This window comes from Kribbella sp. NPDC058693 (genome assembly GCF_042715335.1).
GTDB classification, from domain to species: Bacteria; Actinomycetota; Actinomycetes; order Propionibacteriales; family Kribbellaceae; genus Kribbella; species Kribbella jiaozuonensis.
On record NZ_JBHXSQ010000007.1, the window covers coordinates 134,134 to 156,919 of the forward strand.

At 68.8% G+C, this 22,786-nt stretch carries 20 protein-coding genes; 10 read left to right on the forward strand and 10 right to left on the reverse strand.

The window, feature by feature from the left end; translation table 11 throughout:
• The first annotated feature begins 248 nt into the window (after window positions 1-248).
• Window positions 249-1,148, forward strand: coding sequence for a LysR family transcriptional regulator (locus ACFWUU_RS39740; protein ID WP_380183763.1), 900 nt, complete (start codon window positions 249-251; stop codon window positions 1,146-1,148).
• A gap of 6 nt (window positions 1,149-1,154) precedes the next feature.
• Here ACFWUU_RS39740 and ACFWUU_RS39745 read toward each other — a convergent pair whose 3' ends face one another.
• On the reverse strand, window positions 1,155-1,922 hold the full coding sequence (locus ACFWUU_RS39745) for an SDR family NAD(P)-dependent oxidoreductase (protein WP_380183765.1): 768 nt from the start codon (window positions 1,920-1,922) through the stop codon (window positions 1,155-1,157).
• Between the two features lie 50 nt (window positions 1,923-1,972).
• Between ACFWUU_RS39745 and ACFWUU_RS39750 the strand changes: the two genes are divergently transcribed.
• Window positions 1,973-2,632 (forward strand): pyrimidine 5'-nucleotidase, encoded by a 660-nt coding sequence (locus tag ACFWUU_RS39750; protein WP_380183767.1) that lies wholly within the window; start codon window positions 1,973-1,975, stop codon window positions 2,630-2,632.
• Here the strand turns inward: ACFWUU_RS39750 and ACFWUU_RS39755 are convergent.
• Entirely contained in the window at window positions 2,626-6,798 is a 4,173-nt protein-coding gene (locus ACFWUU_RS39755) for a S8 family serine peptidase (protein ID WP_380183770.1), read from the reverse strand. The genes ACFWUU_RS39750 and ACFWUU_RS39755 overlap by 7 nt on opposite strands.
• A gap of 168 nt (window positions 6,799-6,966) precedes the next feature.
• On the opposite strand from ACFWUU_RS39755, the gene ACFWUU_RS39760 reads away from it, so the two are divergent.
• The 4 genes from ACFWUU_RS39760 to ACFWUU_RS39775 all read left to right on the forward strand — a co-directional run bounded on the left by ACFWUU_RS39760 (window position 6,967) and on the right by ACFWUU_RS39775 (window position 11,199).
• Window positions 6,967-7,950 carry a helix-turn-helix domain-containing protein gene (locus ACFWUU_RS39760; RefSeq protein WP_380183773.1) on the forward strand — a complete coding sequence of 328 codons (984 nt, stop codon included), beginning with the start codon at window positions 6,967-6,969 and terminating at the stop codon, window positions 7,948-7,950.
• Window positions 7,951-8,051: 101 nt separating this feature from the next.
• Window positions 8,052-8,750, forward strand: a complete 699-nt coding sequence (locus ACFWUU_RS39765; protein ID WP_380183775.1) for a FadR/GntR family transcriptional regulator — start codon at window positions 8,052-8,054, stop codon at window positions 8,748-8,750.
• Complete coding sequence (locus ACFWUU_RS39770) at window positions 8,747-9,175, forward strand: GNAT family N-acetyltransferase (RefSeq protein WP_380183777.1); 429 nt, start codon at window positions 8,747-8,749, stop codon at window positions 9,173-9,175. The genes ACFWUU_RS39765 and ACFWUU_RS39770 overlap by 4 nt, the downstream gene beginning before the upstream one ends.
• Window positions 9,176-9,246: 71 nt before the next feature.
• Window positions 9,247-11,199, forward strand: a complete 1,953-nt coding sequence (locus ACFWUU_RS39775) for a glycosyl hydrolase family 28-related protein (RefSeq protein ID WP_380183779.1) — start codon at window positions 9,247-9,249, stop codon at window positions 11,197-11,199.
• Between the two features lie 162 nt (window positions 11,200-11,361).
• Here ACFWUU_RS39775 and ACFWUU_RS39780 read toward each other — a convergent pair whose 3' ends face one another.
• The gene (locus ACFWUU_RS39780) at window positions 11,362-12,906 is read right to left on the reverse strand and encodes an MFS transporter (protein ID WP_380183781.1); all 1,545 of its coding nucleotides are present in this window, start codon (window positions 12,904-12,906) and stop codon (window positions 11,362-11,364) included.
• Window positions 12,907-13,019: 113 nt separating this feature from the next.
• On the opposite strand from ACFWUU_RS39780, the gene ACFWUU_RS39785 reads away from it, so the two are divergent.
• Both ACFWUU_RS39785 and ACFWUU_RS39790 read left to right on the forward strand, forming a co-directional pair.
• Window positions 13,020-13,451 (forward strand): MarR family winged helix-turn-helix transcriptional regulator, encoded by a 432-nt coding sequence (locus tag ACFWUU_RS39785; RefSeq protein WP_380183783.1) that lies wholly within the window; start codon window positions 13,020-13,022, stop codon window positions 13,449-13,451.
• A gap of 3 nt (window positions 13,452-13,454) precedes the next feature.
• Window positions 13,455-14,606, forward strand: coding sequence for a pyridoxal phosphate-dependent aminotransferase (locus tag ACFWUU_RS39790; RefSeq protein WP_380183785.1), 1,152 nt, complete (start codon window positions 13,455-13,457; stop codon window positions 14,604-14,606).
• A 210-nt stretch (window positions 14,607-14,816) separates the two neighbouring features.
• On the opposite strand, the gene ACFWUU_RS39795 is transcribed toward ACFWUU_RS39790, so the two are convergent.
• Window positions 14,817-15,200: a hypothetical protein gene (locus tag ACFWUU_RS39795; protein WP_380183787.1), complete on the reverse strand. Its 384-nt coding sequence runs from the start codon at window positions 15,198-15,200 to the stop codon at window positions 14,817-14,819.
• Window positions 15,201-15,292: 92 nt separating this feature from the next.
• The gene (locus ACFWUU_RS39800; RefSeq protein ID WP_380183790.1) at window positions 15,293-15,754 is read right to left on the reverse strand and encodes a hypothetical protein; all 462 of its coding nucleotides are present in this window, start codon (window positions 15,752-15,754) and stop codon (window positions 15,293-15,295) included.
• A gap of 108 nt (window positions 15,755-15,862) precedes the next feature.
• Between ACFWUU_RS39800 and ACFWUU_RS39805 the strand changes: the two genes are divergently transcribed.
• Complete coding sequence (locus ACFWUU_RS39805) at window positions 15,863-16,321, forward strand: GNAT family N-acetyltransferase (RefSeq protein WP_380183792.1); 459 nt, start codon at window positions 15,863-15,865, stop codon at window positions 16,319-16,321.
• On the opposite strand, the gene ACFWUU_RS39810 is transcribed toward ACFWUU_RS39805, so the two are convergent.
• The gene (locus ACFWUU_RS39810) at window positions 16,288-16,875 is read right to left on the reverse strand and encodes a hypothetical protein (RefSeq protein WP_380183794.1); all 588 of its coding nucleotides are present in this window, start codon (window positions 16,873-16,875) and stop codon (window positions 16,288-16,290) included. The genes ACFWUU_RS39805 and ACFWUU_RS39810 overlap by 34 nt on opposite strands.
• A 70-nt stretch (window positions 16,876-16,945) precedes the next feature.
• Here ACFWUU_RS39810 and ACFWUU_RS39815 point away from each other — a divergent pair, with 70 nt between their 5' ends.
• Window positions 16,946-17,503 carry a dihydrofolate reductase family protein gene (locus ACFWUU_RS39815; protein WP_380183796.1) on the forward strand — a complete coding sequence of 186 codons (558 nt, stop codon included), beginning with the start codon at window positions 16,946-16,948 and terminating at the stop codon, window positions 17,501-17,503.
• Between the two features lie 44 nt (window positions 17,504-17,547).
• On the opposite strand, the gene clpB is transcribed toward ACFWUU_RS39815, so the two are convergent.
• From clpB to dnaJ, 4 genes are all read right to left on the reverse strand, one after another.
• Window positions 17,548-20,124, reverse strand: a complete 2,577-nt coding sequence (gene clpB / locus ACFWUU_RS39820) for an ATP-dependent chaperone ClpB (RefSeq protein ID WP_380183798.1) — start codon at window positions 20,122-20,124, stop codon at window positions 17,548-17,550.
• A 187-nt stretch (window positions 20,125-20,311) separates the two neighbouring features.
• Window positions 20,312-20,848: a GNAT family N-acetyltransferase gene (locus ACFWUU_RS39825; RefSeq protein ID WP_137256227.1), complete on the reverse strand. Its 537-nt coding sequence runs from the start codon at window positions 20,846-20,848 to the stop codon at window positions 20,312-20,314.
• A gap of 284 nt (window positions 20,849-21,132) precedes the next feature.
• Window positions 21,133-21,588 (reverse strand): heat shock protein transcriptional repressor HspR, encoded by a 456-nt coding sequence (locus tag ACFWUU_RS39830; protein ID WP_130442662.1) that lies wholly within the window; start codon window positions 21,586-21,588, stop codon window positions 21,133-21,135.
• Entirely contained in the window at window positions 21,588-22,763 is a 1,176-nt protein-coding gene (gene dnaJ, locus ACFWUU_RS39835) for a molecular chaperone DnaJ (RefSeq protein ID WP_380183800.1), read from the reverse strand. The genes ACFWUU_RS39830 and dnaJ overlap by 1 nt, the downstream gene beginning before the upstream one ends.
• Between the last annotated feature and the right edge of the window lie 23 nt (window positions 22,764-22,786).

The following is a 22,786-nucleotide window of genomic DNA, read 5'->3' on the forward strand; positions in this document are numbered from 1 at the left end:
TGTCCCGGTTCCTACTGTCGAAGAGTCGAAAGGAACCACCGTGCAATACGTACCGTTCTCCGTGATCAAGTCGATCCACGAACAGACCCATTCCGCCAGGCCGGACGCGCCGATCCGGCCATATGTCCCACGACGTCACCCGATCCGCGACGCCTACCGGCGCTGGCGGGAGCGTCGCACCCCGGCTCCGCAGGCCGTCGAGCTGACCCTCATCGCATCCACCGCCGGCGCATGCGAAGCTGAGGTTCGTGATCGAGGTACGACGCCTGCGGGTGTTGCGAGCGCTTGCTGACCACGGGACCGTGACCGCGGCGGCCGAGGTGCTGCATCTGACGCCCTCGGCCGTCTCGCAGCAACTGGCAGCCCTGGAGTCCGAGGTCGGCCAGGAACTGCTCGAACGCCGCGGCCGCCGGGTGGCGATCACCTCCGCCGGCCGCCTGCTCCTCGAACACACCGACATCATCCTGACCGAGGTCGAACGCGCCGAGGACGCGATGCGCCTGCACGCGAACGGCGCCAACGGCGAGGTCCGCATCGTTGCCTTCGCCACCGCGATCACCCTGCTCGTCGCGCCGGCCCTCCCGCGGTTGCGCGAGACCACCCCCGGCCTCCACCTCGTCGTCCGCGACGCCGAGGGCCACCAAGGCATCACCCATCTCCTCGACGGCGACGCCGACCTCGCGATCGCCGTCGAGCACCGCGGTTCACCCCGCCCCGACGACCGCCGGCTGGTCCGGATCCCCTTGTACGCCGAGCCTTTCGTCGCCGTACTGCCACCGACACATCCGGCCGCCGATCAGCACACGATCGAGCTCGCGATGCTGGCGAACGACGGCTGGGTGATGACCGCGCCGGGCAACCCGATCCGCGACGTCGTCGTCCTCGCCTGCGAGCAGGCCGGATTCCAGCCGCGGATCGTCCACCAGTCCGACGATTTCCGTGCAGTCGCAGCCCTCGTGGCAGCCGGTGGCGGGGTCTCGCTCGTCCCGCGCCTCGCCGTACCGGAGCCGACGCTCGCGCTGATCCGCCCTCTCCCCGACCCCGTGCCGACCCGCCGCGTGTACGCCGCCGTCCGCGCGAGCCGCGCCGATCACCCGCTCATCACCGCCACCCTCGACGTCCTGACCGAGGTCGCCGAGAAGCTGTAGACCCGCTCAGCCGCGGCGGCGGCCGTCCAGGCCTACGGTCGAGACCCGCGCGATCAGCGCTCGCGGGATGAAGCGGGTCCCGGCGACGATCAGCTTGTAGCGGCGGCTCGGGATCGAGATCGGCTTGCCGCGCATCAGGTCCTTCCAGGCCGCGTCGACCAGATCGGTCGCGTCCAGCCACATGAACGACGGGATCAGCGACTTGTCCATCCCCATCCGCTCGTGGAACTCGGTGTGCACGAACCCCGGGCACAACGCCATCACCGCAACGCCGTTCGCGTGCAGCTCGAGAGCGAGGCCGGCCGAGAAGTTCGTCACCCAGGCCTTGTGCGCGCTGTAGACGTTGCGCTGCAGGAACCCGGCCACCGACGACACGTTGATCACCGCACCGGAGCCCCGCTCGATCATCGGCAGCACCGCCGCGTGCGTGAGCCGCAGTACGACGCGGACGAGCAGATCCAGCTGCTTCTCCTCGACGTCGACCGGGTTCGCCCAGAACGGCTTCTTCTGACCGAAGCCGGCGTTGTTCACCAGCACCTCGATCGGACCGGTCCGGAACCGCTCCTCGACCCGGGCCAGATCGTCGGCGTCGGTCAGGTCCGCGGCCAGCACCTCGCACTCGACACCGTGCAGCCGGGTGACGTCGGCGGCGACCTCTTTGAGCTTGGCCTCGTCGCGCGACACCAGCACCAGGTCGTAGCCCTCCAGCGCCAGCTTGTCCGCGAACGCACGGCCGATCCCGGTCGCCGGCCCGGTGATGAGCGCAGTCGCCACGTTCAATCCTCCCGTCGGTGACGCCCCCAGTGTGTCACTACCCTGGCCAGATGCGGTCTGACGTCGACACCTGGATCCTCGACCTCGACAACACGCTGTATCCGGCCGGCTCTGCACTGGCCGAGCAACTGACCCACGGCATCCTCTCGGCCGTCGCAGGCTTCTACGGCACCGACCTGACCGGCGCGCGGCGGATCCAGGCCGAGCTGGTCGCGCAGTACGGCACCTCGTTGCGCGGCGCCATGGTCACGCGCAACATCGACCCGCACGAGTTCCTCGGGTTCGAGCGCCGGATCGACTACACGGTGCTGACCCCGGATCCCGCCCTCGCCGCGGCGCTCGCGGCATTGCCCGGACGGCGCTTCGTCTACACGAACGGCTCCGTCTACCACGCCGAGCAGGCGCTGAACCGGCTCGGGCTGACGACCCATTTCGACGACGTTTTCGACATCATCGCGGGCGATCTGATCCCCAAGCCGTACGCCGAGAGCCTCGACGCGTTCCTGACCCGGTTCGCGATCGACCCGGCGCGGGCGGCGATGATCGACGACCTCGAGGTGAACCTCGCCCTTCCGCACGAACGCGGGATGACGACGGCGCTGATCACGCACGTGCCGTCCGCCGACGGGACGCCGTACCAGCAGATCGCGCCGAAACGCTGGCAGGTGCAGGACCTGCCAGCGTTTCTCGGCTACTTGTCGGGTCAGTGAGTCGTGACGCGGTAGACGCCACCGCCGACGGTTCCGGCGTACAGCCACTGCCCGTCCGGTGACGTGATCAGGCTCGCCACGTCCAGGTTGGGCAGTCCGTCGGAGATGTTGTGCCAGCTGCGCCCACCGTCGCGGCTGTTCAGTACGCCCCGGCCGCCGACCGGGAGTCCGGCGTCGGAGCTGTCACCGTCGGCCGCGAAGAGTTGGCCGTCGGCGCCGTACGTCAGCGCGGTGATGTTCAGCCGGAACCCGGAGGTCGAGGCCGCCTTCACCGTGCGGCCGCCGTCCCGGCTGTCGAACAGGCCGCTCCCGCCGAGGACCAGGTGGTCCGGGTTGCGCGGGTCGAGCGCCATGACCGACACCGGTACGGCGGAGAGCCGCTGGACCGACTGCCCTTGGTCGTCCGAGCGGTACAACCCGTCCGGTCCGCCGAGCCAGAGGTGGTCGGGGTTGCGCGGATCGGCGGCGATCGCCGTGACGCCGATGGGCAGGTTGTTCTTCCGCCAAGTCTTGCCGCCGTCACGGCTGACGACCACGCCCGGGCTGAGGACGTCGTCCACCGCCGCATAGATGTAGTCGCGGTTCGCCGGGTCGACGACAAGCTGGTAGATCCGTGCATCGGCGAGCACGTTCAGCTTGATCGTCCACGTCCTGCCACCGTCGGTCGACTCCTCGATCGTCGGACGCCCCTGCGCCTTCGACACGGCCCGGAACAGCCGGTGCGGATCGGCTGGATCGGTCGTCAGCGCCGTGATCCGGTTTCCCAGCAGGATGTCGCTGCCGTTGAGTCCCCAGTCGTAGCCGGCCGGGTCGGGCACCCGCTGCACCGGCAGTGTGGTCGTGAAGGTGGAGAACGTCGTACCGGCGACAAGGGTGGGCTTGCCGGATGCGTCCTGGCCGACGGCCAGGCCGTGTACGTCGGCGCTGGTCAGACCGACGCGATGGTACGTCGCACCGGAGTCATCGGTGAGGTACACCCCGCTGCCCGCGGCCGAGACCACCAACTGCTTGCTGTTCGGCGGCGCGGAGATCCGGACGAGGTCCCCGTGGACCGGGCTCGGCATCGTGGTCCACTGCGCTCCCTCACCCCGGTCGACGAAGATCTCGTCCGACGCCGCGGCGTACACGTCGCCGTTGACCACCTGCACCGAGGAGAAGGCGTCCGCGTCCGGCGCCGCCGGACCGGGTTGCCAACTCGCACCGTGGTCACGGGACAGATAGAGACGCCGCGGAGTACGGGCTACGAGGAGGTTCGCGTCTCCGGCAACGCTCACCACGAACTGGTCGTCCTCGGGTGACGTGAACAGTTCCTGCCGCGGCTCCGGCGTACCGTCGACGTTCCGGATCACGTAGAGCTTCAGACCGTCGCCGAAGTACAGGTCGTGGCCGATCAGGCTGACCTGCTGCAGGTGCTCCCCCGGGCTGGGGTAGTTCGTCCACGTCTGACCGCGGTCGGTGCTGACGTAGATGCTGTTGTCGAACGTCGGTACGACGAGGACCCGCCCGGTCGGGTCGATGGACAGATCACTCGGACTCACGTCCGGGAAGGGCAGCGTGGTCCATGTGTCGCCGGCGTCGTGGCTGACCAGGATCTTGCCCTGGTACGTCGGGTCCGGTCCGCCCTCGACCGCGAGGTACACGGTGTCCGGCCGGGTCGGGTCGGTCGCCATCCCGAGGTCCACACCGCCACCGATCGGCAGATTGCGCAGCTCACGCCAGGTGGTGCCCCCGTCATCGGTCCGGAAGACGCCCGGCCGTGACGAGAGGTACGGCTGGGCGAACATCCGCCCGGCCTTCGAGGTGTACCCGATCTTCTCCGCGCCCTGACTGACCGGACCGACGGACTGCCACCCGTCCGGACCGGACCCGTGCGCGGTGCCCAGCTCTTCGTACGATGTCTGTCCGTCGAGCCACGCGCCCGATGGGGTCCGAGCGACCGCAGACACCTGGTACGCACCGGCCGGCCCGGCAGGTACGGAGTACTTCCACCAGCCTGTGTGGTCGAACGTCGCCGTACCGGTGATCGCGTGGTGCGAGCCGGGCGCGGTCACGGACACCCGCGGCGCCGCGGTCAGGACGGCGTCGGAGTGGATGTAGACGGAGGCACCCGAGATGGTCGGGTCCGGGTTGGCGTGCAGGTCGAGCGGCCGCACGGCCAGGAGCCAGGGGACGGACAGGTCCGGAGACCCGCTGACCGAGGCACGCAGCCACCCACTCCAGTCCGCAACACCGGACGGACGGGCGCCGGTCACTGTGACGCGGACCGTCACCTTCTTCCCCGGGCTGAGCCGGGCGGAGCTCGGGGTGACAGAGACCGTCGCCGGAGTACCGGTGGCCGACTTCGCATCGAGGTGCAGCGTCCTGGTCGTGGACGACACGTTGGTCAGTGTGACCGTGGTCGTGGAATGCAGCGTGTGGCTACTGAGGTCCGCGGCACCCAGGCTCAGGGAGCGCCTGCTCGCCAGGACTGCCAGCTGATCGGCGCTTGCCACATCGAGGCGACCCGATCCCTGGGTGACAGCGTCCAACGTTGTCGAGAGCCGGTCAGCTCCGCCGGTCAGAGCTGCGGTGACCTGGTCGGCGGTCCAGTCGGGGTGAGCCTGCCGGACCAGCGCGGCGGCGCCGGCGACGTGCGGAGCGGCCATGCTGGTGCCGCTGTCCTCGGCGTACTGGCCGCCGGGCCACGTGGACCGGATCTCGACTCCTGGCGCGACCAGATCCGGCTTGATCGCGTAGCTTCCGGCCGCCGGGCCGTGCGAGCTGAACTCGGCGATCTGGTCGGTCGCGTCGGTGCCACCGATGTGCACCCGGACCGGGCCTTGCGTGAGCCACTGGGAGAGGTCCGCGGCGTCGGTCCCGTTCATCACGGTGGCTACCAGCGAGGCCTTGCCAGGGTCCGACGTACCGGCGGTGAAGGCCGGGAGCAGAAGGTGGCCTGCGCCGCCCTTGTAGTAGTTGGGAGTCCGCAGCAGGACCGCCTTTGCCCCGTGCTGCTCGGCGGTCGCAAGGATGTCACCGAGCAGCTCGCTGTTGTACGCGACCAGGACGGCCTTGCCGGTCGCATCGATCGAGTCGTAGTCGCCGGGAGCGCCGTTGACCGCGTCGACGACCTCCAGGTCCTCACCGCCGGCCGGCGGGTTCGCCGACAACCCGACCCGCTGGACGTCGAGGGTGCGCTTGACCGGCGCGGTGACGGCGACGGTCGGTACGTCGATACCGGTGATGCTCGCGCCGACCGCGAGGACGTCGGGCGCCTCCGCCGGCGAACCGACGGTGCCCTCGCCCGGACCTGCATTGCCCGCGGCCGCGACGACGACGACCCCGTCGTGGACGGCGTTCTCGGCGGCCTGCTCGAGCGGGTCGTCGGGTGCCGGATCGCCGGACAGGCTCAGATTCACGACGGTCGCGCGGAACGGGTTGTCGGCGGCAACCGCGGCCTCGAAACCGGCGATGACCGCGGACTCGTAGCCGTTGCCGTCCGCACCGAGCACCTTGTACGCCGTCAAGGTCGCGCCCGGCGCAACACCGGTCCGACCGTCGGCCTGCGTACTGCGGCCCGCGACGATCCCGGCGACGTGGGTGCCGTGTCCGTTGTCGTCCATCGCGTCGGCATCGTTGTTCACGAAGTCGTAGCCGGCGGCAACCTTGTGACCCTTGCCGAACCCGCCGCCGAGATCGGGATGGGTGTAGTCGATACCGGTGTCCACGATCGCGATCGTCTGGCCGGCGCCGGTGACCGCCGTACCCTTCCGGTCCTTGGTCTGCCACACCTCGGGCGCCTTGATCTGCGCCACTGCGGCGTCACCGCTGGAGTGCACCTGCTGGTCCGGATAGACCGCGGTCACGCCGGGAAGGGTGCGGAGCCGGGCGACACCGGCCGCGTCTGTCGTGACCGCGACGGCGTTGAGGAGTTGGGTGAACTCGCGGGTGACGGTGGCGTGGATGCCGGCGGTGGCGACGGCCTGCCGGAAGCTCGCATGTGCGGCCCGGACCGCCGCCTGCTCCGGGACCGGCTGGCCGGCGAACTGGACGATCACCCGCGTGCTGGGCGTAGGAGGGGTTGCTGTGGGCTGGTTGGCGACGGCCGGTGTGGCGGCGAGGACGAGCGTCAGCGGCGTCGCCAACGCCAGCGCCCCTCGGACGACACGTCTCGGTACAGGATGCATGGGGGCACTCCCGATGGAGGACGGAAATCGATCTATGGCGGATGCAGTGTGCTCACCGCGCGCGGCGTACGGCCAGGGTTTCCGGCGGCACGATGAAGCCAATGTCCTTGACCGGCCATCGAGAAATTCGCTGCGCCGCGACCGCTTCCGCGGAGTACTCTCGCGACGATGTCCAGTGAGCGAGTTGACGAAGGCAAGCTCGCCGCCGTCGGTGTCGCCGCCCTGGACGAGCAGCTCTACCGGCAGTTGCTGACAGCTCCGGGCTCGACCTTGGCCGAGCTGACAACCGGAACCGGGATCGGCACGACCCGCGCCCGGCAGGCGATCTCGCGGCTCGAGCGATGCGGACTGGTGAGCAGGAGACCCGGCGTTCCGGCGAGGTTCATCCCGGCGCCGCCGGATGTCGCGGTCGGATCGCTGATCGCCCGCCGCCAGGACGAACTCGAGCGGGCCAGGCTGGAAGCGGAGAGTCTGCTCGCGGACTTCCACCAGGGCACGCGCTACGAGCACACGTCGCAGGTCGTCGAGCTGATCACCGGCCAGTCGACGATCAGCCAGCGCGCGGCCCAGCTGATGAGCGGCGCCGAGCAGGAAGTCGTGTTGTTCGACAAGCCGCCGTACGTCGGCGCCAAGGACAACCCGGACGAGATGGACGCGCTGGCCCGCGGTGTGCGCTGGCGGGCGATCTACTCCACCGAGTCACTGACCGAGCCGGGCCAGCTCGCCAGGATGACCGCCTTCCGCGACGCGGGCGAGCAAGCCCGGCTCTCGCCGGTGGTGCCGACCAAGCTGGTCATCGTCGACCGGCGTCTCGCGCTGTTGCCGTTGGGGGTCGACGGCGCGGACGTGGCGCAGACCGCCGTACTCGTCCATCCCAGTTCCCTGCTCTCGCTGCTCGTCACGCATTTCGACGGCATGTGGGAGCGGAGCATCCCGTTCGACCAGCACCTCAACGGCGGCAAGCCGCCGGCGAAGTCCGAGCAGCGGGTGCTACAACTGCTATCGGCCGGGCTGAAGGACGAGGCGATCGCCCGGCAACTGGGGATCAGCCTCCGGACCACGCGACGGTGGATCGCGCACGTTATGGCCGACCGCGGCGTCACCACGCGGTTCCAGCTCGGTCTCGTCGTGGCGCGCGAACTCACCTCCTGACGTCTGATGAATCGGTCGGCTCGTCGCGGGTGGCCGACCGCTTTGTGGCGGATGTGACCACGATTGGTCTGAGGACTTACGCTTCGGGGAGGAGGTGACGAATGGCTGCCACGGACAAGGCGCTGGCCGGTCTGCGTCAGATGATCGCGTCGGGCGAGCTCGGCCCGCGGGCGAAGTTCCCGCCGGAGCCCGAGCTGTGCGACCACCTGGGGGTGTCCCGCAGCTCGTTGCGCGAGGCGGTGCGGTCGCTGGCCGCGCTCGGCGTGATCGAGTCCCGGCACGGATCCGGCACGTACGTCTCGGCGCTGGACCCGGCCTCGATCATCAGCCGGTTCTCACTGTCGGTCGAGCTGATCCCGCTCGAGGGCCTGCTCGAGCTGCTGGAGGTACGCCGAGTCCTCGAGTCACACGCAACCGCCGCGGCAGCCGCTCGCCAGGATCCGGAGCTCGCCGCGCAACTGAGCTCGATCCTCGACCGGCTCGAGGCGACCACTGACCCGGTGGAGATCCAGCACCTGGATGCCGAGTTCCACGGCGCGATCTGCTCGGCCGGCGGCAACCCGACCGTCACCGCGCTCACCGACGTGATCCGCGGCCGCGGCGGCCACTACCGGATCTTCGAGCCCGGCGCCGACTTCGACGCGATCAAGCAGACCAGCGACCGCGGCCACCGCGCCATCCTCGACGCCATCGTCACCCGCGACCCCGCGGCCGCCGAGACCGCCGCCTCCGCCCACATCGCCCAGACCGAGCTCTGGCTCCGCGCCCTCCGCCCGGAACCCCAGCCCGACCTGCCATGAGATTCGCTTTGCGCCAGGCCGCATCCGGTGACCTCGAAGACCTCGTCGAGATCCGGGCCGTCGTCATGCGCCCGGACCTGGAGCGCCTCGGCCGGTACGACGCGCATCGCGTCCGACAGCGACTGCGCGACGGATTCTCACCCGAGCACACCCAGATCATCGAGGTCGGCGGCGAGCTGGCCGGCTCGATCGCCGTCCGACCGGCCGAGGATCGCCGGTGGCTGGAGCACTTCTACCTGGCTCCGCAGCACCAGGGCCAGGGCCTCGGCACCGAAGTACTGCGGACCGTTCTGGACAGCACTGACGGGACCGTCTGGCTGAACGTCCTGCAGGGCAGTCCGGCCCGCAAGTTGTACGAGCGCCACGGCTTCGTCGTGGACAGCGAGGACCCGGTCGACGTCTTCATGGTCCGGAAATTTCTCTGACCTGTCGAGATCTTGCGCACCGATCGTCGAGTGCATAACCTCCAGACAATTCGTCCGGAGGGGATCCGCCAATGTCCCGTTCACGCTTGCTCACGGTCGCCTGTGCGACCGCACTCCTCGGAGCAGTCCTCACATCTCAGTCAGCCGCCGCGCACCCAGCGCCGCGGACAACCCGGGCCGGGCTCGATCCCGCCTTGGTCGCCGGCCGCGGTGCCGACGTACCGTTCGTCGAGCAGGAGGCGGAGAACGCCGTCTACACCGGCGAGAAGATCGGCCCGGGGCGGGACGCGTACACGCTCCCGGCCGAGGCCTCCGGGCGGACCGCCGTACGGCTGCAGCCCAAGCAGTACGTCGAATTCACGCTGACCCGTGCGGCCAACGCGCTGACGTTGCGGTACAGCATCCCGGACGCGCCGGGTGGCGGCGGGATCACCGCGCCGCTGGACGTCTCGGTCAACGGGAAGCACAAGCAGACGATGACGCTGACGTCGCAGTACGCCTGGCTCTACGGGATGTATCCGTTCTCGAACGACCCGAACGTGGACCCGATCCCGGGCTGGTGGAAGCCCGAACCGGACCCGGTCGCCAAGCCGTTCCGGCCGAACCACTTCTACGACGAGCAGCGCGTGATGCTCGACCGGACGTACCACGCCGGCTCGCGGGTCCGGTTCGCCGTACCTCGGGCGACCGCGGCGGCGTGGACCGTGCTCGACGTCGCGGACTTCGAGCTGGTGAAGGCGCCGCTCCGGCAACCCGCTCGCTCTCTGGATGTGCGGCTGTTCGGCGCCGACCCGACCGGGGGACGTGACGCCGCACCCGCGATCGAGCGCACGATCGCGGCGGCGCAACGGATCGGGTGGTCGGTGTTCATCCCGGCCGGAACGTTCCAGGTCAACCGGCACATCGTCGTCGACAAGGTGACGGTCCGCGGCGCCGGCAACTGGTGGACGATCATCAAGGGCAAGGTCCTCCCGCTGGCCGAGCCCGCGCCGGACAAGTCCGTGCATAGCGCGCCAGGCTTCTACGGCAAGTACGCCGCCGACGGCGGGAGCACCGGCGTACATCTGTCGGACTTCGCGATCGAGAGCGATGTCCGCGAACGCATCGACACCGACCAGGTGAACGGGATCGGCGGCGCGATCGGCGGCGGCTCGACGATCGAGAACCTGTACCTGCATCACACCAAGGTCGGCATCTGGCTCGACGGCCCGATGGACGGGCTGCTGATCCGCAACAACGTCATCACCGACGCTGTTGCCGACGGCATGAACCTGCACCTTGGTGTCTCCAACGTTCGGGCGACCAACAACTTCGTCCGCAACAGCGGTGACGACGGACTGGCGATGTGGTCGGAGTCGAACGCCGACGGCCTGGTCAACCACAACAACGTGTACGACCACAACACCGTGCAGACGCCGGTGCTCGCGAACGACATCGCGATCTACGGCGGTCGCGACAACGCGGTCACCGACAACCTGGTCGCGGACCCGATCCGCGAGGGCAGCACGCTGCATGCCGGTTCGCGGTTCAACGCGACGCCGTTCGAGGGCAAGCTGACGTTCGCCCGCAACACCACGGTCCGCGGCGGTCCGCGGGATCTGAACTGGGACATCGGGCTCGGCGCGATCTGGCTGTACGCCTTGCAGTCGACGATGTCCGGGACGATCGAGATCACCGACAGCTCGTTCCTGGACTCCACGTACAACGCGATGATGTTCGTCGTCGATTGGCCGGTGAAGGACGACTACGGGATCACGAACGTTGCCGTCCGCAACATCAAGGTCGACGGCACCGGGACCAACGTGGTCAACGCGCGGGTCGGCGGCTGGGCGACGTTCGAGAACGTCGACGCACGCAACGTCGGCGCGCCGTTCGTCAACAACTGCGGGACGTTCCACTTCAACGGCCCGCCGGAGTTCGAGGTCCGGGACCTCGGTGGCAACGACGGCGGCTGGACCGGCGCGACGTGGTGCGAGGACCGCCCCGCCGTCGTACCGCCCCCGCCGCCGTCACCTTGGAGCTAGGGGGTGTCGCCCGGTCCCACGCCGTAGCGAGCAGGTGCTCGGCGCGGTGCATCGGCGTGCTGGAGCGGAGGGTTCGATGCGGAGCATCGTGCCCTTTGCTCCAGTGCGGCGAGGTGCCGTGCCGAGTGCCGCGCAGTAGGCGTGGGACCGGGTGACACCCCCTCAGACCTCGACCGTCTGCGTCGGCGCCTCTTCCTGAACCTTTGCAGGCCGGCTGGTTTGCCGGAATGCGAGCATCAGGACGATGGCGCCGACCAGGACGATGCCGGCACCGACGAGAGCCGCGACGTGCATGGCGTGGATGAACGCGTCGTTCGCGGCCTTCACCAACTCGGGGCGGCCGAGCGTGGCCGCGACGTGCCGGGTCGCCTCGGCCGACGTACCGGCTTCATCGGGTAGGCCGACGAGCGACGGCGCGATCCGGTGCTGGTACGTCGAGGAGACGATCGTGCCGAGGATGGCAACCCCGAGCACGCTGCCGACCTGGCGAAGTACGTTGTTGACGGCCGATCCGGCGCCCATGCGATCCAGCGGGAGCGTCGCCAGTACTGCGGTCGTCGTCGGAGCCGTGGTCATGCCGATGGACAGGCCGACCAGTGCGCCGACGACACCGACCCAGACGAGCGAGGTGTCGACGTCGTACAGCAGGTTCATCGACGAGCTGGCTGCGAGCACGAGGACCGCCGTACCGGAGACCTTCGCAACACCGAACCGGGCCGCCAGCCGGGAGCCCAGCTGCGAGCCGACGATGACGCCGCTTGCTGCAGGCAACGACATCAGACCTGCTGACAGCGCGCTCATGCCGCGGGCACCCTGCAGGTAGAAGGCGAGGTAGAAGCTCTGGCCGGTCAGCAGGAGGAACACGACCGCGAGGGTGAAGTTGCCGGCCGCGAACCGGCGGTTGCGGAACAGGCGCGGGTCGAAGCTCGGCTCGCGTTCCCGCCATTCGGAGAAGATGAATCCGGCGAGCAGGACGAGTCCGGCCGCGATGCTCGCCCAGACCTGCCAGCGGTCCCAGCCGCCCTCGTGGCCGCCTTCGATCAGGCCGTACGAGAGGCCGAGCAGACCGAGGGTGGACAGGCCGAGGCCGAGCGGATCGAGCCGGCGACGCTGCGGGCTGCGCGGGTTCGGCAGGACGAGGGCGGCGCCGATCAGGCCGAACGCGACGATCGGCAGGTTGATGGTGAAGACCGAACCCCACCAGAAGTGGTCGATCAGCAGGCCGCCGAGCACCGGCCCGACGGCGACGCCGACACCGGCCGACGAGCCCCAGATCGCGATCGCGCCGGCCCGGCGCTCCGGCGGGAAGGTCCAGCCGATGATCGCCATCGACGGCGGCATGATCAGCGCGCCGCCGAGGCCCATCAAGGCGCGGGCGAGGATGAGGGACACGGGGTCGCCGGCCCAGGCGGCCCAGGCGGACGCACCGCCGAAGATCAGCAGACCGAGCATCAGGATGGTCCGGTGGCCGTAGCGGTCACCGAGCGCACCGGCCAGGAACAGCGCGGTGGCGAAGAGCAGCGAATAGATGCCGACGGCCCACTGCAGCTGGCCGGGCGTGGCGCCGAGGCCGTCGACGGGGTCGGCCAGGCGTTCGAGAGCGATACCGAGAACGGTCGAGTCGATCCAGATCAGGACGGCCGAGACGACCAGGATGGCAAGAATGCGGCGTTGGCGCCGCTCAGGGATGAGGTCGATCGAGGACACGAAGTCTCCTATAATTGTCAGGACCCTGACGAGATCTCGATCATCCTCGATTGACAGGAACCTGTCAATCTCCATTTTCGTGTCCTCTCCCGGACCCGGGCAGAATGGGGAGCATGGACTCCTACGCCGACGACGGCTGCGTGACGTTCCTCGTCCGGCATGCGTGGCTGAGCATGCGCTCCGTGCTCGCCGAGGCGCTCGCCGAGCACGGGCTGTCGGTGCAGCAGTACGGGACGCTGCTCTGCGTGCGGAAGGATCCGGGCCTGACCATCGCCGACGTCGGCCGCGTGGTCGGTACGACGCGGCAGTCGGCCAACGAGCTGATCACGGGGATGGAGCGGGCCGGCCTGGTCGAACGCAGGCCGAACCCGAAAGACCGCCGTACCCAGCAGGTCCACCTGACCGACGCCGGAGCCCGGCGACTCGACGAGGCGACGCCGGCGATCCGCAAGGTCGAGGACGAACTCGAGGCGTCGTTCACCGCTGCCGACCGCTCGGCCGCGCGCGCCTGGCTTGCGCACATGGTCACGGCGGTCGAGGGTTGAGCAATGCGCGCACACGCTGAGCGGTTGGACGGACTGGGTACGACGATCTTCGCCGAGATGTCCGCGCTCGCGGTGGCGACCGGGTCGGTCAACCTCGGTCAGGGGTTCCCGGACCGGGACGGGCCGGACTCGTTGCTCGAGGACGCGATCGCGGCGATCCGCGCGGGGGCGAACCAGTATCCGCCGGCTCGCGGCGTGCCTGCGCTGCGGCAGGCGATCGCGGACCATCAGAAGCGGTTCTATGACCTGTCATATGACCCGGATACGCAGGTCCTGGTCACCACCGGTGCCACCGAGGCGGTCGCGGCCGCGCTGCTCGCGTTCGTGGAGCCGGGCGATGAGGTGATCGCCCTCGAGCCGTACTACGACTCGTACGCCGCCGGGATTGCGTTCGCCGGCGGACGTCGTGTCCCGGTGACGCTGCGGGCACCGTCGTACCGGCTGGATCTGGATGAACTGCGAGCCGCGATCACGCCGCGGACGAAGGTCCTGCTGATCAACTCGCCGCACAACCCGACCGGCACCGTCCTGACCGATGACGAGCTCCAGGGGATTCGGGATGTCGCCGTCGAGCACGACCTGGTCGTCATCACCGACGAGGTCTACGAACACCTGGTGTACGACGGGCTGCAGCACCGGCCGCTGGCGTCGTACGACGGGATGGCGGACCGAACCGTCTCGATCAGCAGCGCCGGCAAGACCTTCGCCGTCACCGGCTGGAAGATCGGCTGGGTGACCGGCTCGCCCGAGGTCGTCACCGCCGTCACCACCGCCAAGCAGTTCCTCACCTTCACCTCCGGCGCCCCGTTCCAGCCCGCCGTCGCCAACGCCCTTGCCTTAGGCAACGACTACTTCGACGCCCTCCGCGCCGACCTCCAGTCCCGCCGCGACCTCCTCGCCAACGGCCTCACCGACCTTGGCTTCGAGGTCCACCGCCCCGCCGGCACCTACTTCATCACCACCGACATCCGCCCCCTCGGCCACACCGACGGCATCACCTTCTGCCGCCAACTCCCCGAAAAAACCGGCGTAGTAGCCATCCCCCACCAAGTCTTCTACGACAACACCGACCTAGGCCGCCCCCTCGTCCGCTGGGCCTTCTGCAAACAACCCGAAGTCCTCCAAGAAGCCCTCAACCGCCTACAGAAACTCTGAGCCTGACTGTGGATGGGCCACGACAGTCAGGCCCACGATGTGCCACAATGGGATCAGCTCACCAGGTGCTGCTTGGAGAGAAGTGAAGCTGGGATTCCCACCCGGATGATGGGGCCCAGCTTTCGCGTTTCTAGCGGACCGTCACGTGATGCACGGCAACCATCTCGGACATCGCCAGCAGCCACCTCGGCTCGCTCAGGTTGGCTGCTGTCACCGCGCCCGCGACTCGAGCCAGACCTTGCCCACTCCCAGCTGATCCAGTTCGTAGAACAGGAATTCCAGGCAGCACCGCCGAGCACGCTCTTGCTTCTGCCTGTGAACCGGGCTGCCGACCACAACAATCGCCACGAGACCGAGGCGCGCAACGGTTGCGGCGATCACATCCCTCCGCTTGGCCGACTCCGCGACCCAGTGCAGACGCACAACCTTTCGCTGCGTGAGCGTCCGGAGCTCCGCTCGGAGGCTCTCGGCCGCGGCATCATCGGCGATGACCGCTGCGAGTGTGTAGCTCCCCGGACGCCGATCGTCGCCGACCAGGACGGACTCGTCGATCCCTGCGCTGAGGGCGGGATCTGGGGCGGACGAGTTGGGCACCACCGGATTGTGCCGGAGTCGGGCATCGCACGACCGTCGTCATCCACAGGTGTCGTGGGGCATTGCGGGGCAACCCGGGGCAGATTGTGGGGTCAGCGGTGGAACCAGAGTTTGGTGGGGCGTTGGAGCATGAGGGTTAGGAGGGTTAGGTGGATTGCGAGGCCGAGGATGCTGGCGGGGAGGGCCATGGCGCCGCCGGCTATGCCTAGGGCGGATACGGCTATCAGCATGTAGCGGGACCAGGGGCGGCGTTTGCGGAGGTAGAGGGCGGGGACGAGGTAGATGAAGGCGCAGATCATCGCCGCGGCGACCGCGACCGGAGCGTTGCCGCGGGAGCCGGTGAGTACTTCGGAGATCTGGTCGCCGGCGGAGGTGAGGGTGAGGATCGCTAGCAGTAGGCACATCATGCCCAGGCCGATCGCGATGACCGAGGCGATCGTCACCTGCTTGGGCGGAGTCGACTGGTAGCTGTAGGTGTCCGGAGCCGCACCGAACAGACCGCTGTACGGCCCTGGTTGTTCCTCGCCCGGCAGATCGCCGCGCTGCTCGCTCATTCGCTCCGAAGTTCCTTCCAGCTGCCCCCTCCCCTGATCCTGCCAGATCGCCCAAGCCGGACCGGGAAATGTGTTGCCCGGAAGGCACGCAAGCACGACAGTGACCACGTGGACGAGTTCGAACTCCGGATCGAGCCGGACGCGGGTCTCGAGGACCAACTGGTAGACCAACTGGTCGCCTACAACCAGTCCCGGTCGACGGCAGTCCAGGAGCGGTTCGAGCCGGCGAATCTGAAGTCGGAGCCGGTGCAGGTGTTTGCTCTCGGTCCGGACGGCGCCCTCCGAGGCGGATGCGTCGGGCGCGTCGAGCGGGTCTGGCACTGGCTCACCATCGACACGATGTGGGTCGACGACACCACGCGCGGCCAGGGTCTGGGCAGCGCCCTGCTCCGGTCGATCGAGGAGGAAGGCCGCCGACGCGGGTGCCAGTGGTCAGACGTCACCACCTTCGATTTCCAGGCGCCCGACTTCTACCGCAAGGCGGGCTACCTCGAGTACGGCGTAAAGCACGACTACCCGCCCGGGCACACGAACTACTTCTTCCGCAAAGACCTGATGTCGAGATGAGGAAAGCGCAGGTACGGCGTGAGGTCCACGACCTCGCCGTACGACGGCCGGAAGCGCACCGTCGTGCCCGTGCTGCCGTCGGAGTCGATCGGGTCCAATGAGGTGACCGGGATGCCGTGCTCGTAGCGCTGGGTCCAGGAGCCGTTCGTACGGCGGTTGGTGTGGACCAGCCAGTCGCTGAGCGCGGCGACGACGGACATCCCGCGCCGCGGATGCCCGTCGGGGAGCAACGGGGCCGACGGATCGTCGAAGAACCGGAGGTCCTTCGTCGCCATGACCGGCTTCTTCACCACCTTGCCCTGCTCGTCGACGCGGGTGTCGGTCCCGCGGCCGTTGTCGGCGATCGCGATCGACCCGTCGTCGTACAACCTCACCGAGCACACCCCACGCTCCCCGGCAGACTCGGCCTCGTCGTCCGCGTAGGCGAGCACCTCGAGCACCAGGTGCAGCACACCCCCGGGCGCATACCGATCGGCGTCTGCACGGATCGCGTTCAGATGATCCCGGTCGACGGAGGCTGCCCAGTCGTGCGTGGTGTTGACCCAGTGCGTCACTTCCCCATTCTCTCCGATTCCTTTCGGCGCCGAGCCCGGTCTACACAGCAAACACTCGAAAGGAAGAGATATGCGCAAGATCATCGCCTCGGCCCTCGTCACCCTCGACGGCGTCGCCGAGGATCCGGGTGGTTACGGCGGTACGTCGTTCGGCGGGTGGGCGTTGCCGTACTTCGGGGATGAGTCGGTGCGACTCTCCATCGAGGCCCTGGCCGGATGCGACTACTTCCTCTGCGGACGTCGTACGTACGAGATGTTCGCCGCCGCCTGGGGCAACGCCGAGGGGCCGTACGGCGATCGCCTCCGCAGCCTGCGGAAGTTGGTTGCCTCAAGCACCATCAAGGGCGACCTGACCTGGAACGCCGAGCTCCTGGAGGGCGACACGATCGCCGCCCTCAAGCAACTGAAGAAGCAGGACGGCGGCGACATCATCATGTACGGCAACCCGACCCTGCTCCGCAGCCTGCTCGCCAACGACCTGGTCGACGAGCTCGACCTGATGCTGCACCCGGTGCTGCTGGGCACCGGGCAGAAGCTGTTCGCGGATGACACTCCGCAGACGAAACTCACCCTGAACAACCAGACCGCCTTGGACAACGGCGTCACGATCCTGAGCTACCGGATCTGAACAGACCGGGGCCCGGTCCACGAAGGACCGGGCCCCGGATGCTGTCAGGACACCTCGAGGGCGTCCTTGGACTCGTTGAGGGTCACCTTGACGGTCTCGCCGTCGCGAACCGAGCCGTCGAGCAACCCGCGAGCCAGCTCGTCACCGATCGCGGACTGGACCAGCCGGCGCAGCGGGCGGGCGCCGTACACCGGGTCGTACCCGGTCATCGCCAGCCACTCCATCGCGCCTTCGTCCACCTCGAGGGTGATCCGCCGGTCGGTCAGCCGCCGCTGCAGCGCGGCGATCTGCAGCGCCACGATCTGCGTCAGCTCCTCGCTGCCGAGCGCGTCGAACAGCACGATCTCGTCCAGCCGGTTGATGAACTCCGGCTTGAACGACTGCCGCACGACCGCCATCACCTGGTCCCGCTTGGCCTTCTCGTCCAGCGACATGTCGGCCAGGTACGCCGAACCCAGGTTGCTGGTCAGGATCAGGATCACGTTGCGGAAGTCGACCGTACGACCCTGGCCGTCGGTCAGCCGACCGTCGTCCAGCACCTGCAGCAGGATGTCGAAGACCTCGGGGTGCGCCTTCTCCACCTCGTCCAGCAGGATCACCGAGTACGGACGTCGCCGCACCGCCTCGGTGAGCTGGCCGCCCTCTTCGTACCCGACGTAGCCGGGCGGGGCGCCGACCAGCCGCGAGACGCTGTGCTTCTCGCCGTACTCCGACATGTCGATCCGGACCATCGCCCGCTCGTCGTCGAACAGGAAGTCCGCCAGCGCCTTCGCCAGCTCGGTCTTACCGACACCGGTCGGACCGAGGAACAGGAATGAACCGGTCGGCCGGTCCGGGTCGGAGATGCCGGCCCGCGCCCGCCGTACGGCGTCACTCACGGCCTTGACCGCCTCGCGCTGACCGATCAGCCGGCGACCCAGCTCGTCCTCCATCCGGAGCAGCTTGCCGGTCTCGCCCTCGAGCAGCCGCCCGGTCGGGATCCCGGTCCACATCGCGATCACCTCGGCGATCTCGGTCGGACCGACCTCCTCGTTGACCATGGCCTCGGGGCCCTCGGCAACCTCTTCCTCGGCACCGGCCTCCTCGAGCTCCTTGGTGAGCTGCGGGATCTCGCCGTACAGCAGCCGGGACGCGGTCTCCAGGTCGCCGTCGCGCTGGGCGCGCTCGGCCTGGCCGCGCAGCTCGTCGATGCGCTCCTTGACCTCACCGACCCGGTTAAGGCCGGACTTCTCCCGGTCCCAACGGGCCTCGAGCGCGCGCAACTCCTCCTCGCGGTCGGCGAGGTCGGCACGCAGCCGCTCCAGCCGCTCCTGCGACGACGGGTCCTCCTCGCGGGACAGCGCGAGCTCCTCCATCTTCAACCGGTCGACGGTACGACGCAGTGAGTCGATCTCGACCGGGGACGAGTCGATCTCCATCCGCAGCCGGGACGCTGCCTCGTCGACCAGGTCGATCGCCTTGTCGGGCAGCTGCCGGCCGGAGATGTACCGGTGCGACAGCGTGGCCGCGGCGACCAGGGCCGAGTCGGAGATGGCGACCTTGTGGTGCGCCTCGTACCGCTCCTTCAGACCGCGCAGGATCGCGATCGAGTCCTCGACCGACGGCTCGCCCACGAACACCTGCTGGAAACGACGCTCCAGCGCCGGGTCCTTCTCGATCCGGGTCCGGTACTCGTCCAGGGTCGTCGCACCGATCATCCGCAGCTCACCGCGGGCCAGCATCGGCTTCAGCATGTTGCCGGCGTCCATCGCACCCTCGCCGGACGCACCGGCGCCGACGACGGTGTGCAGCTCGTCGATGAACGTGATGATCTGACCGTCGGACTCCTTGATCTCGGTCAGCACGGCCTTCAGCCGCTCCTCGAACTCACCGCGGTACTTCGCACCCGCGACCATCGCACCGAGGTCCAGGCTGATCAGCCGGCGGCCACGCAGCGACTCGGGCACGTCACCGGCCACGATCCGCTGGGCCAGCCCCTCGACGACGGCGGTCTTACCGACGCCGGGCTCACCGATCAGCACCGGGTTGTTCTTGGTACGACGGGACAGCACCTGGACCACGCGCCGGATCTCGGAGTCACGGCCGATGACCGGGTCGAGCTTGCCCTCCTTGGCCCGCTCGGTCAGGTCGACGCCGTACTTCTCCAACGTCTTCGTGGTGCCTTCAGCCTCCGGGGAGGTGATCCGGCGATTGCCCCGCATCTGGTCGAACGCCTGCAGCAGCGCGTCCGCCGTCACGCCGAGCGCGGTCTGGGCCGCACCCTCGACGGTCGCGAGCGCGATCAGCAGGTGCTCGGTGGAGACGTACTCGTCCCCGAGCCCGAGGGCCCGCTGCTCTGCCTGGTTCAGCACCTCGCCGGTCTTCGGCGACAGGCTCGGCGCCTGCACGCTGCCACCGCTCGCCTTCGGCAGCCGGCTCAGCTGCGCCGCAGTCTTCTGGCGTACGGCGTCGATGTCGCCGCCGGCCGCCTCGAGCAGACCGATCGTCGTCCCCTCGGGCTGCGCGAGCAGCGCGGAGAGCAGGTGAATCGGTTCCACGGTCGGGTTGCCCGCCGCGGACGTCTGACGGATCGCGACCGACAAGGTTTCCCGGGCCAGCGTCGTCAACCGCTGAACGTCCATCTATATCCAGCCTTTCCAGCTCAACTAACAAGTCTCACCAGACACAACCTACCGAAACTTGAGTCCATTCCACTCAACTCTGAAAAATCCCAGGGATCTTTCAGGGTGGGCAGCACTCCGGGTAGTCGGCAGGCGTCACCGATCGCGGGCTCCAGCCGGAGCCGGCGATGGGTGGCCGGTGAGGGCCTTAGGTGCTGAACTCGGAGGCGCGCATGCGGTAGACCTGCAGATTCAGGTCGTAGTACTTGTCGGTCTCGCCGACCCACTGCATGCCGAGGCGCTTCGCAGTCGCGATCGCGCGCTTGTTGTTCGGGCGGGCGACCGCGAACAGCTCGTCGACGTCACCCTCCTTGAACGCCCAGCGCATCAGCCCTCGGCTCGCCTCCGTCGCGTACCCGTTGCCCCAGGCACTCGGCCGCAGCTGCCAGCCGATCTCCAGATCCTCCTCGTACGGCGGGAGCAGCCGGATCAGCAGGGCGCCGACGATCTCGCCGTCGTCGCGGCGGGCGACCGCCCAGCGACCGGCCGGGACCACGAAGTTCGGCTGGGCCTCGATCCAGGACTGCAGGATCATCCGCATGGTCGCGGCATCCGGCACCTTGTCGATCGCAGGTGACAGCCAGGGCGCCACGTCGGCGGAGCCAAAGATCTCCAGCGCGGCGTCGGCGTCGTCTTCCTCCCAGTCCCGGATCAGCAGCCGGTCCGTCTCCAGCTTCAGCGTCACCTCGCCAGGGTATGCGGTCGCCTGCCGCAGACAACAGGTTCAAGGGTGACCGGCAGATGAACGCACGCAGAGCCCCCGGCCGGGTCGGCCGGAGGCTCTGGTGAAGAGGCCGCGGGGCGGTCCAGGACGGACCACCCCGCGGGGTCGAAGGGCGCCGGGGGGAATGACGCGCCTTCGACTGTGGAGGCGTCGCGGGGGAACGACGGCCTCCACCGGAGCCGGAGGCCTCCGAGGGTGGGTTTCGGAGTACCTCCGGTGGTATGGGAATCACCCGGGGTGAAGGATCAGCGCGAGCCGAGTTCCAGGGGCTGGGTGCGGATCCAGCGTGTCGTGGTCTGCTGCCGGCCCATGGCGATCACGTCGCCTGCTGGGCCGGCCGAGAAGACCCGGCTGGTGGCGGTGCGCCGGGAGGCGCCGACACCACGTTGAACCTCGGCCAGAAGCTGGTTGACCCGCTGACGCAGGTCCTCCACTTCCGACTGTAGCGCGAGGATGTGGCGAATTCCCGCGAGGTTGATGCCCTCTTCCTGGGACAGGTGCTGCACATAGCGCAGCCTCGCCACGTCGTACGCCGAGTACCGCCGGCCGCGGCCGGACGCCCGGCTCGGCACCACAAGGCCGAGCCGGTCGTACTGGCGCAAGGTCTGCGGATGCATGCCGGCCAGCTGGGCCGCCACCGAGATCACGTAGATCGGGGTGCGGTCGTCCCAGGTCGGCACCTGGCTGAACGGGATACCCATCACGAGCTCCCGAACAACCCGGCCCGCAGATCAGGATGCTCCGACGCGGAGTTGAACTCCTGCAGCTTTTCCTTCTGCTCGTCGGTCAACTCGTGCGGCACCTGCACCTCGAGGGTGAGCAGCAGGTCTCCCTTGGTCCCGTCCCGCCGGACCGATCCCTTGCCGCGGACGCGCAGCTTGCTGCCGTTCGCCGTACCGGCCGGGATCCGGACCGTGACGGGCAGACCGTCCAGGGTCGGAACCTTGATCTCGGCGCCCAGCGCCGCCTCGGTGAAGCTCACCGGGACGTTCAGCGTCAGGTGCTCGCCCTGCCGGCCGAAGATCCGGTGCGACTTCACGTGCACGGTGACGTAGAGGTCGCCCGCGGGGCCACCCCGTTCGCCGGCCGCGCCCTTGCCCTTGAGCCGGATCCGCTGGTTGTCCTGCACGCCCGCGGGGATGCGGACCTGCATGGTCTTGCTCGACTGGCCGCGGCCGGAGCCGTGGCAGGTCTCGCACGGCTGGTCGACGACCAGGCCACGACCCTTGCACTCGGTGCACGGCTCGGTCATGGCGAACACGCCGCCCTGCACCGAGGTCTGCATCCCCGTGCCTTCGCACTTCAGGCAGACCTTCGGCACCGTGCCGTACTTCGCACCCGTCCCGTGACAGGTCGGGCAGGGCTCGTCGCTGGTCATCCGGAGCCCGACCGTGACACCGTTCACGGCCTCGGCGAACTCGATCGTCGCCTCGGTCTCGATGTCCTGGCCGCGCCGCGGACGGGCCGTCGTCGAGGTGGTCGTGCGCTGACCGCCACCGCCGAACATGCCGCCCAGGATGTCGCCGAGCCCGCCACCGCTGCTGCCGCCGGAGCCGCCGCGGTTGAACAGGTCGCCGACGTCGAAGTTGAACCCGCCGCCGCCCTGGCTGTTGCCGCCCGGCATCCGGAAGCCGCCGCTGCCGAACAGCCGGCGCGCCTCGTCGTACTCCTTGCGCTTCTTCGGGTCGCCGACGACGTCGTACGCCTCGGAGACCTCCTTGAACTTGGCCTCCGCGGACGCGTCACCGGCGTTGGAGTCGGGGTGGTACTTGCGCGCCAGCTTGCGGTAGGACTTCTTGATCTCGTCGGCCTCGGCGGTCTTGGAGACGCCGAGAACCTTGTAGAAGTCCTTCTCGAGCCAGTCCTTCGTGCTCATCTGACGCCTCCCCTCCCGTCGTG

What these genes read in the sequence shown, in the direction of transcription:
- ACFWUU_RS39750 (WP_380183767.1), top strand. Translation starts at nt 1,973, where the DNA reads ATGCGGTCTGACGTCGACACCTGGATCCTCGACCTCGACAACACGCTG.
- ACFWUU_RS39755 (WP_380183770.1), bottom strand. Translation starts at nt 6,798, where the DNA reads ATGCATCCTGTACCGAGACGTGTCGTCCGAGGGGCGCTGGCGTTGGCG.
- ACFWUU_RS39760 (WP_380183773.1), top strand. Translation starts at nt 6,967, where the DNA reads ATGTCCAGTGAGCGAGTTGACGAAGGCAAGCTCGCCGCCGTCGGTGTC.
- ACFWUU_RS39765 (WP_380183775.1), top strand. Translation starts at nt 8,052, where the DNA reads ATGGCTGCCACGGACAAGGCGCTGGCCGGTCTGCGTCAGATGATCGCG.
- ACFWUU_RS39770 (WP_380183777.1), top strand. Translation starts at nt 8,747, where the DNA reads ATGAGATTCGCTTTGCGCCAGGCCGCATCCGGTGACCTCGAAGACCTC.
- ACFWUU_RS39775 (WP_380183779.1), top strand. Translation starts at nt 9,247, where the DNA reads ATGTCCCGTTCACGCTTGCTCACGGTCGCCTGTGCGACCGCACTCCTC.
- ACFWUU_RS39785 (WP_380183783.1), top strand. Translation starts at nt 13,020, where the DNA reads ATGGACTCCTACGCCGACGACGGCTGCGTGACGTTCCTCGTCCGGCAT.
- ACFWUU_RS39790 (WP_380183785.1), top strand. Translation starts at nt 13,455, where the DNA reads ATGCGCGCACACGCTGAGCGGTTGGACGGACTGGGTACGACGATCTTC.
- ACFWUU_RS39800 (WP_380183790.1), bottom strand. Translation starts at nt 15,754, where the DNA reads ATGAGCGAGCAGCGCGGCGATCTGCCGGGCGAGGAACAACCAGGGCCG.
- ACFWUU_RS39815 (WP_380183796.1), top strand. Translation starts at nt 16,946, where the DNA reads ATGCGCAAGATCATCGCCTCGGCCCTCGTCACCCTCGACGGCGTCGCC.
- clpB (WP_380183798.1), bottom strand. Translation starts at nt 20,124, where the DNA reads ATGGACGTTCAGCGGTTGACGACGCTGGCCCGGGAAACCTTGTCGGTC.
- ACFWUU_RS39830 (WP_130442662.1), bottom strand. Translation starts at nt 21,588, where the DNA reads ATGGGTATCCCGTTCAGCCAGGTGCCGACCTGGGACGACCGCACCCCG.
- dnaJ (WP_380183800.1), bottom strand. Translation starts at nt 22,763, where the DNA reads ATGAGCACGAAGGACTGGCTCGAGAAGGACTTCTACAAGGTTCTCGGC.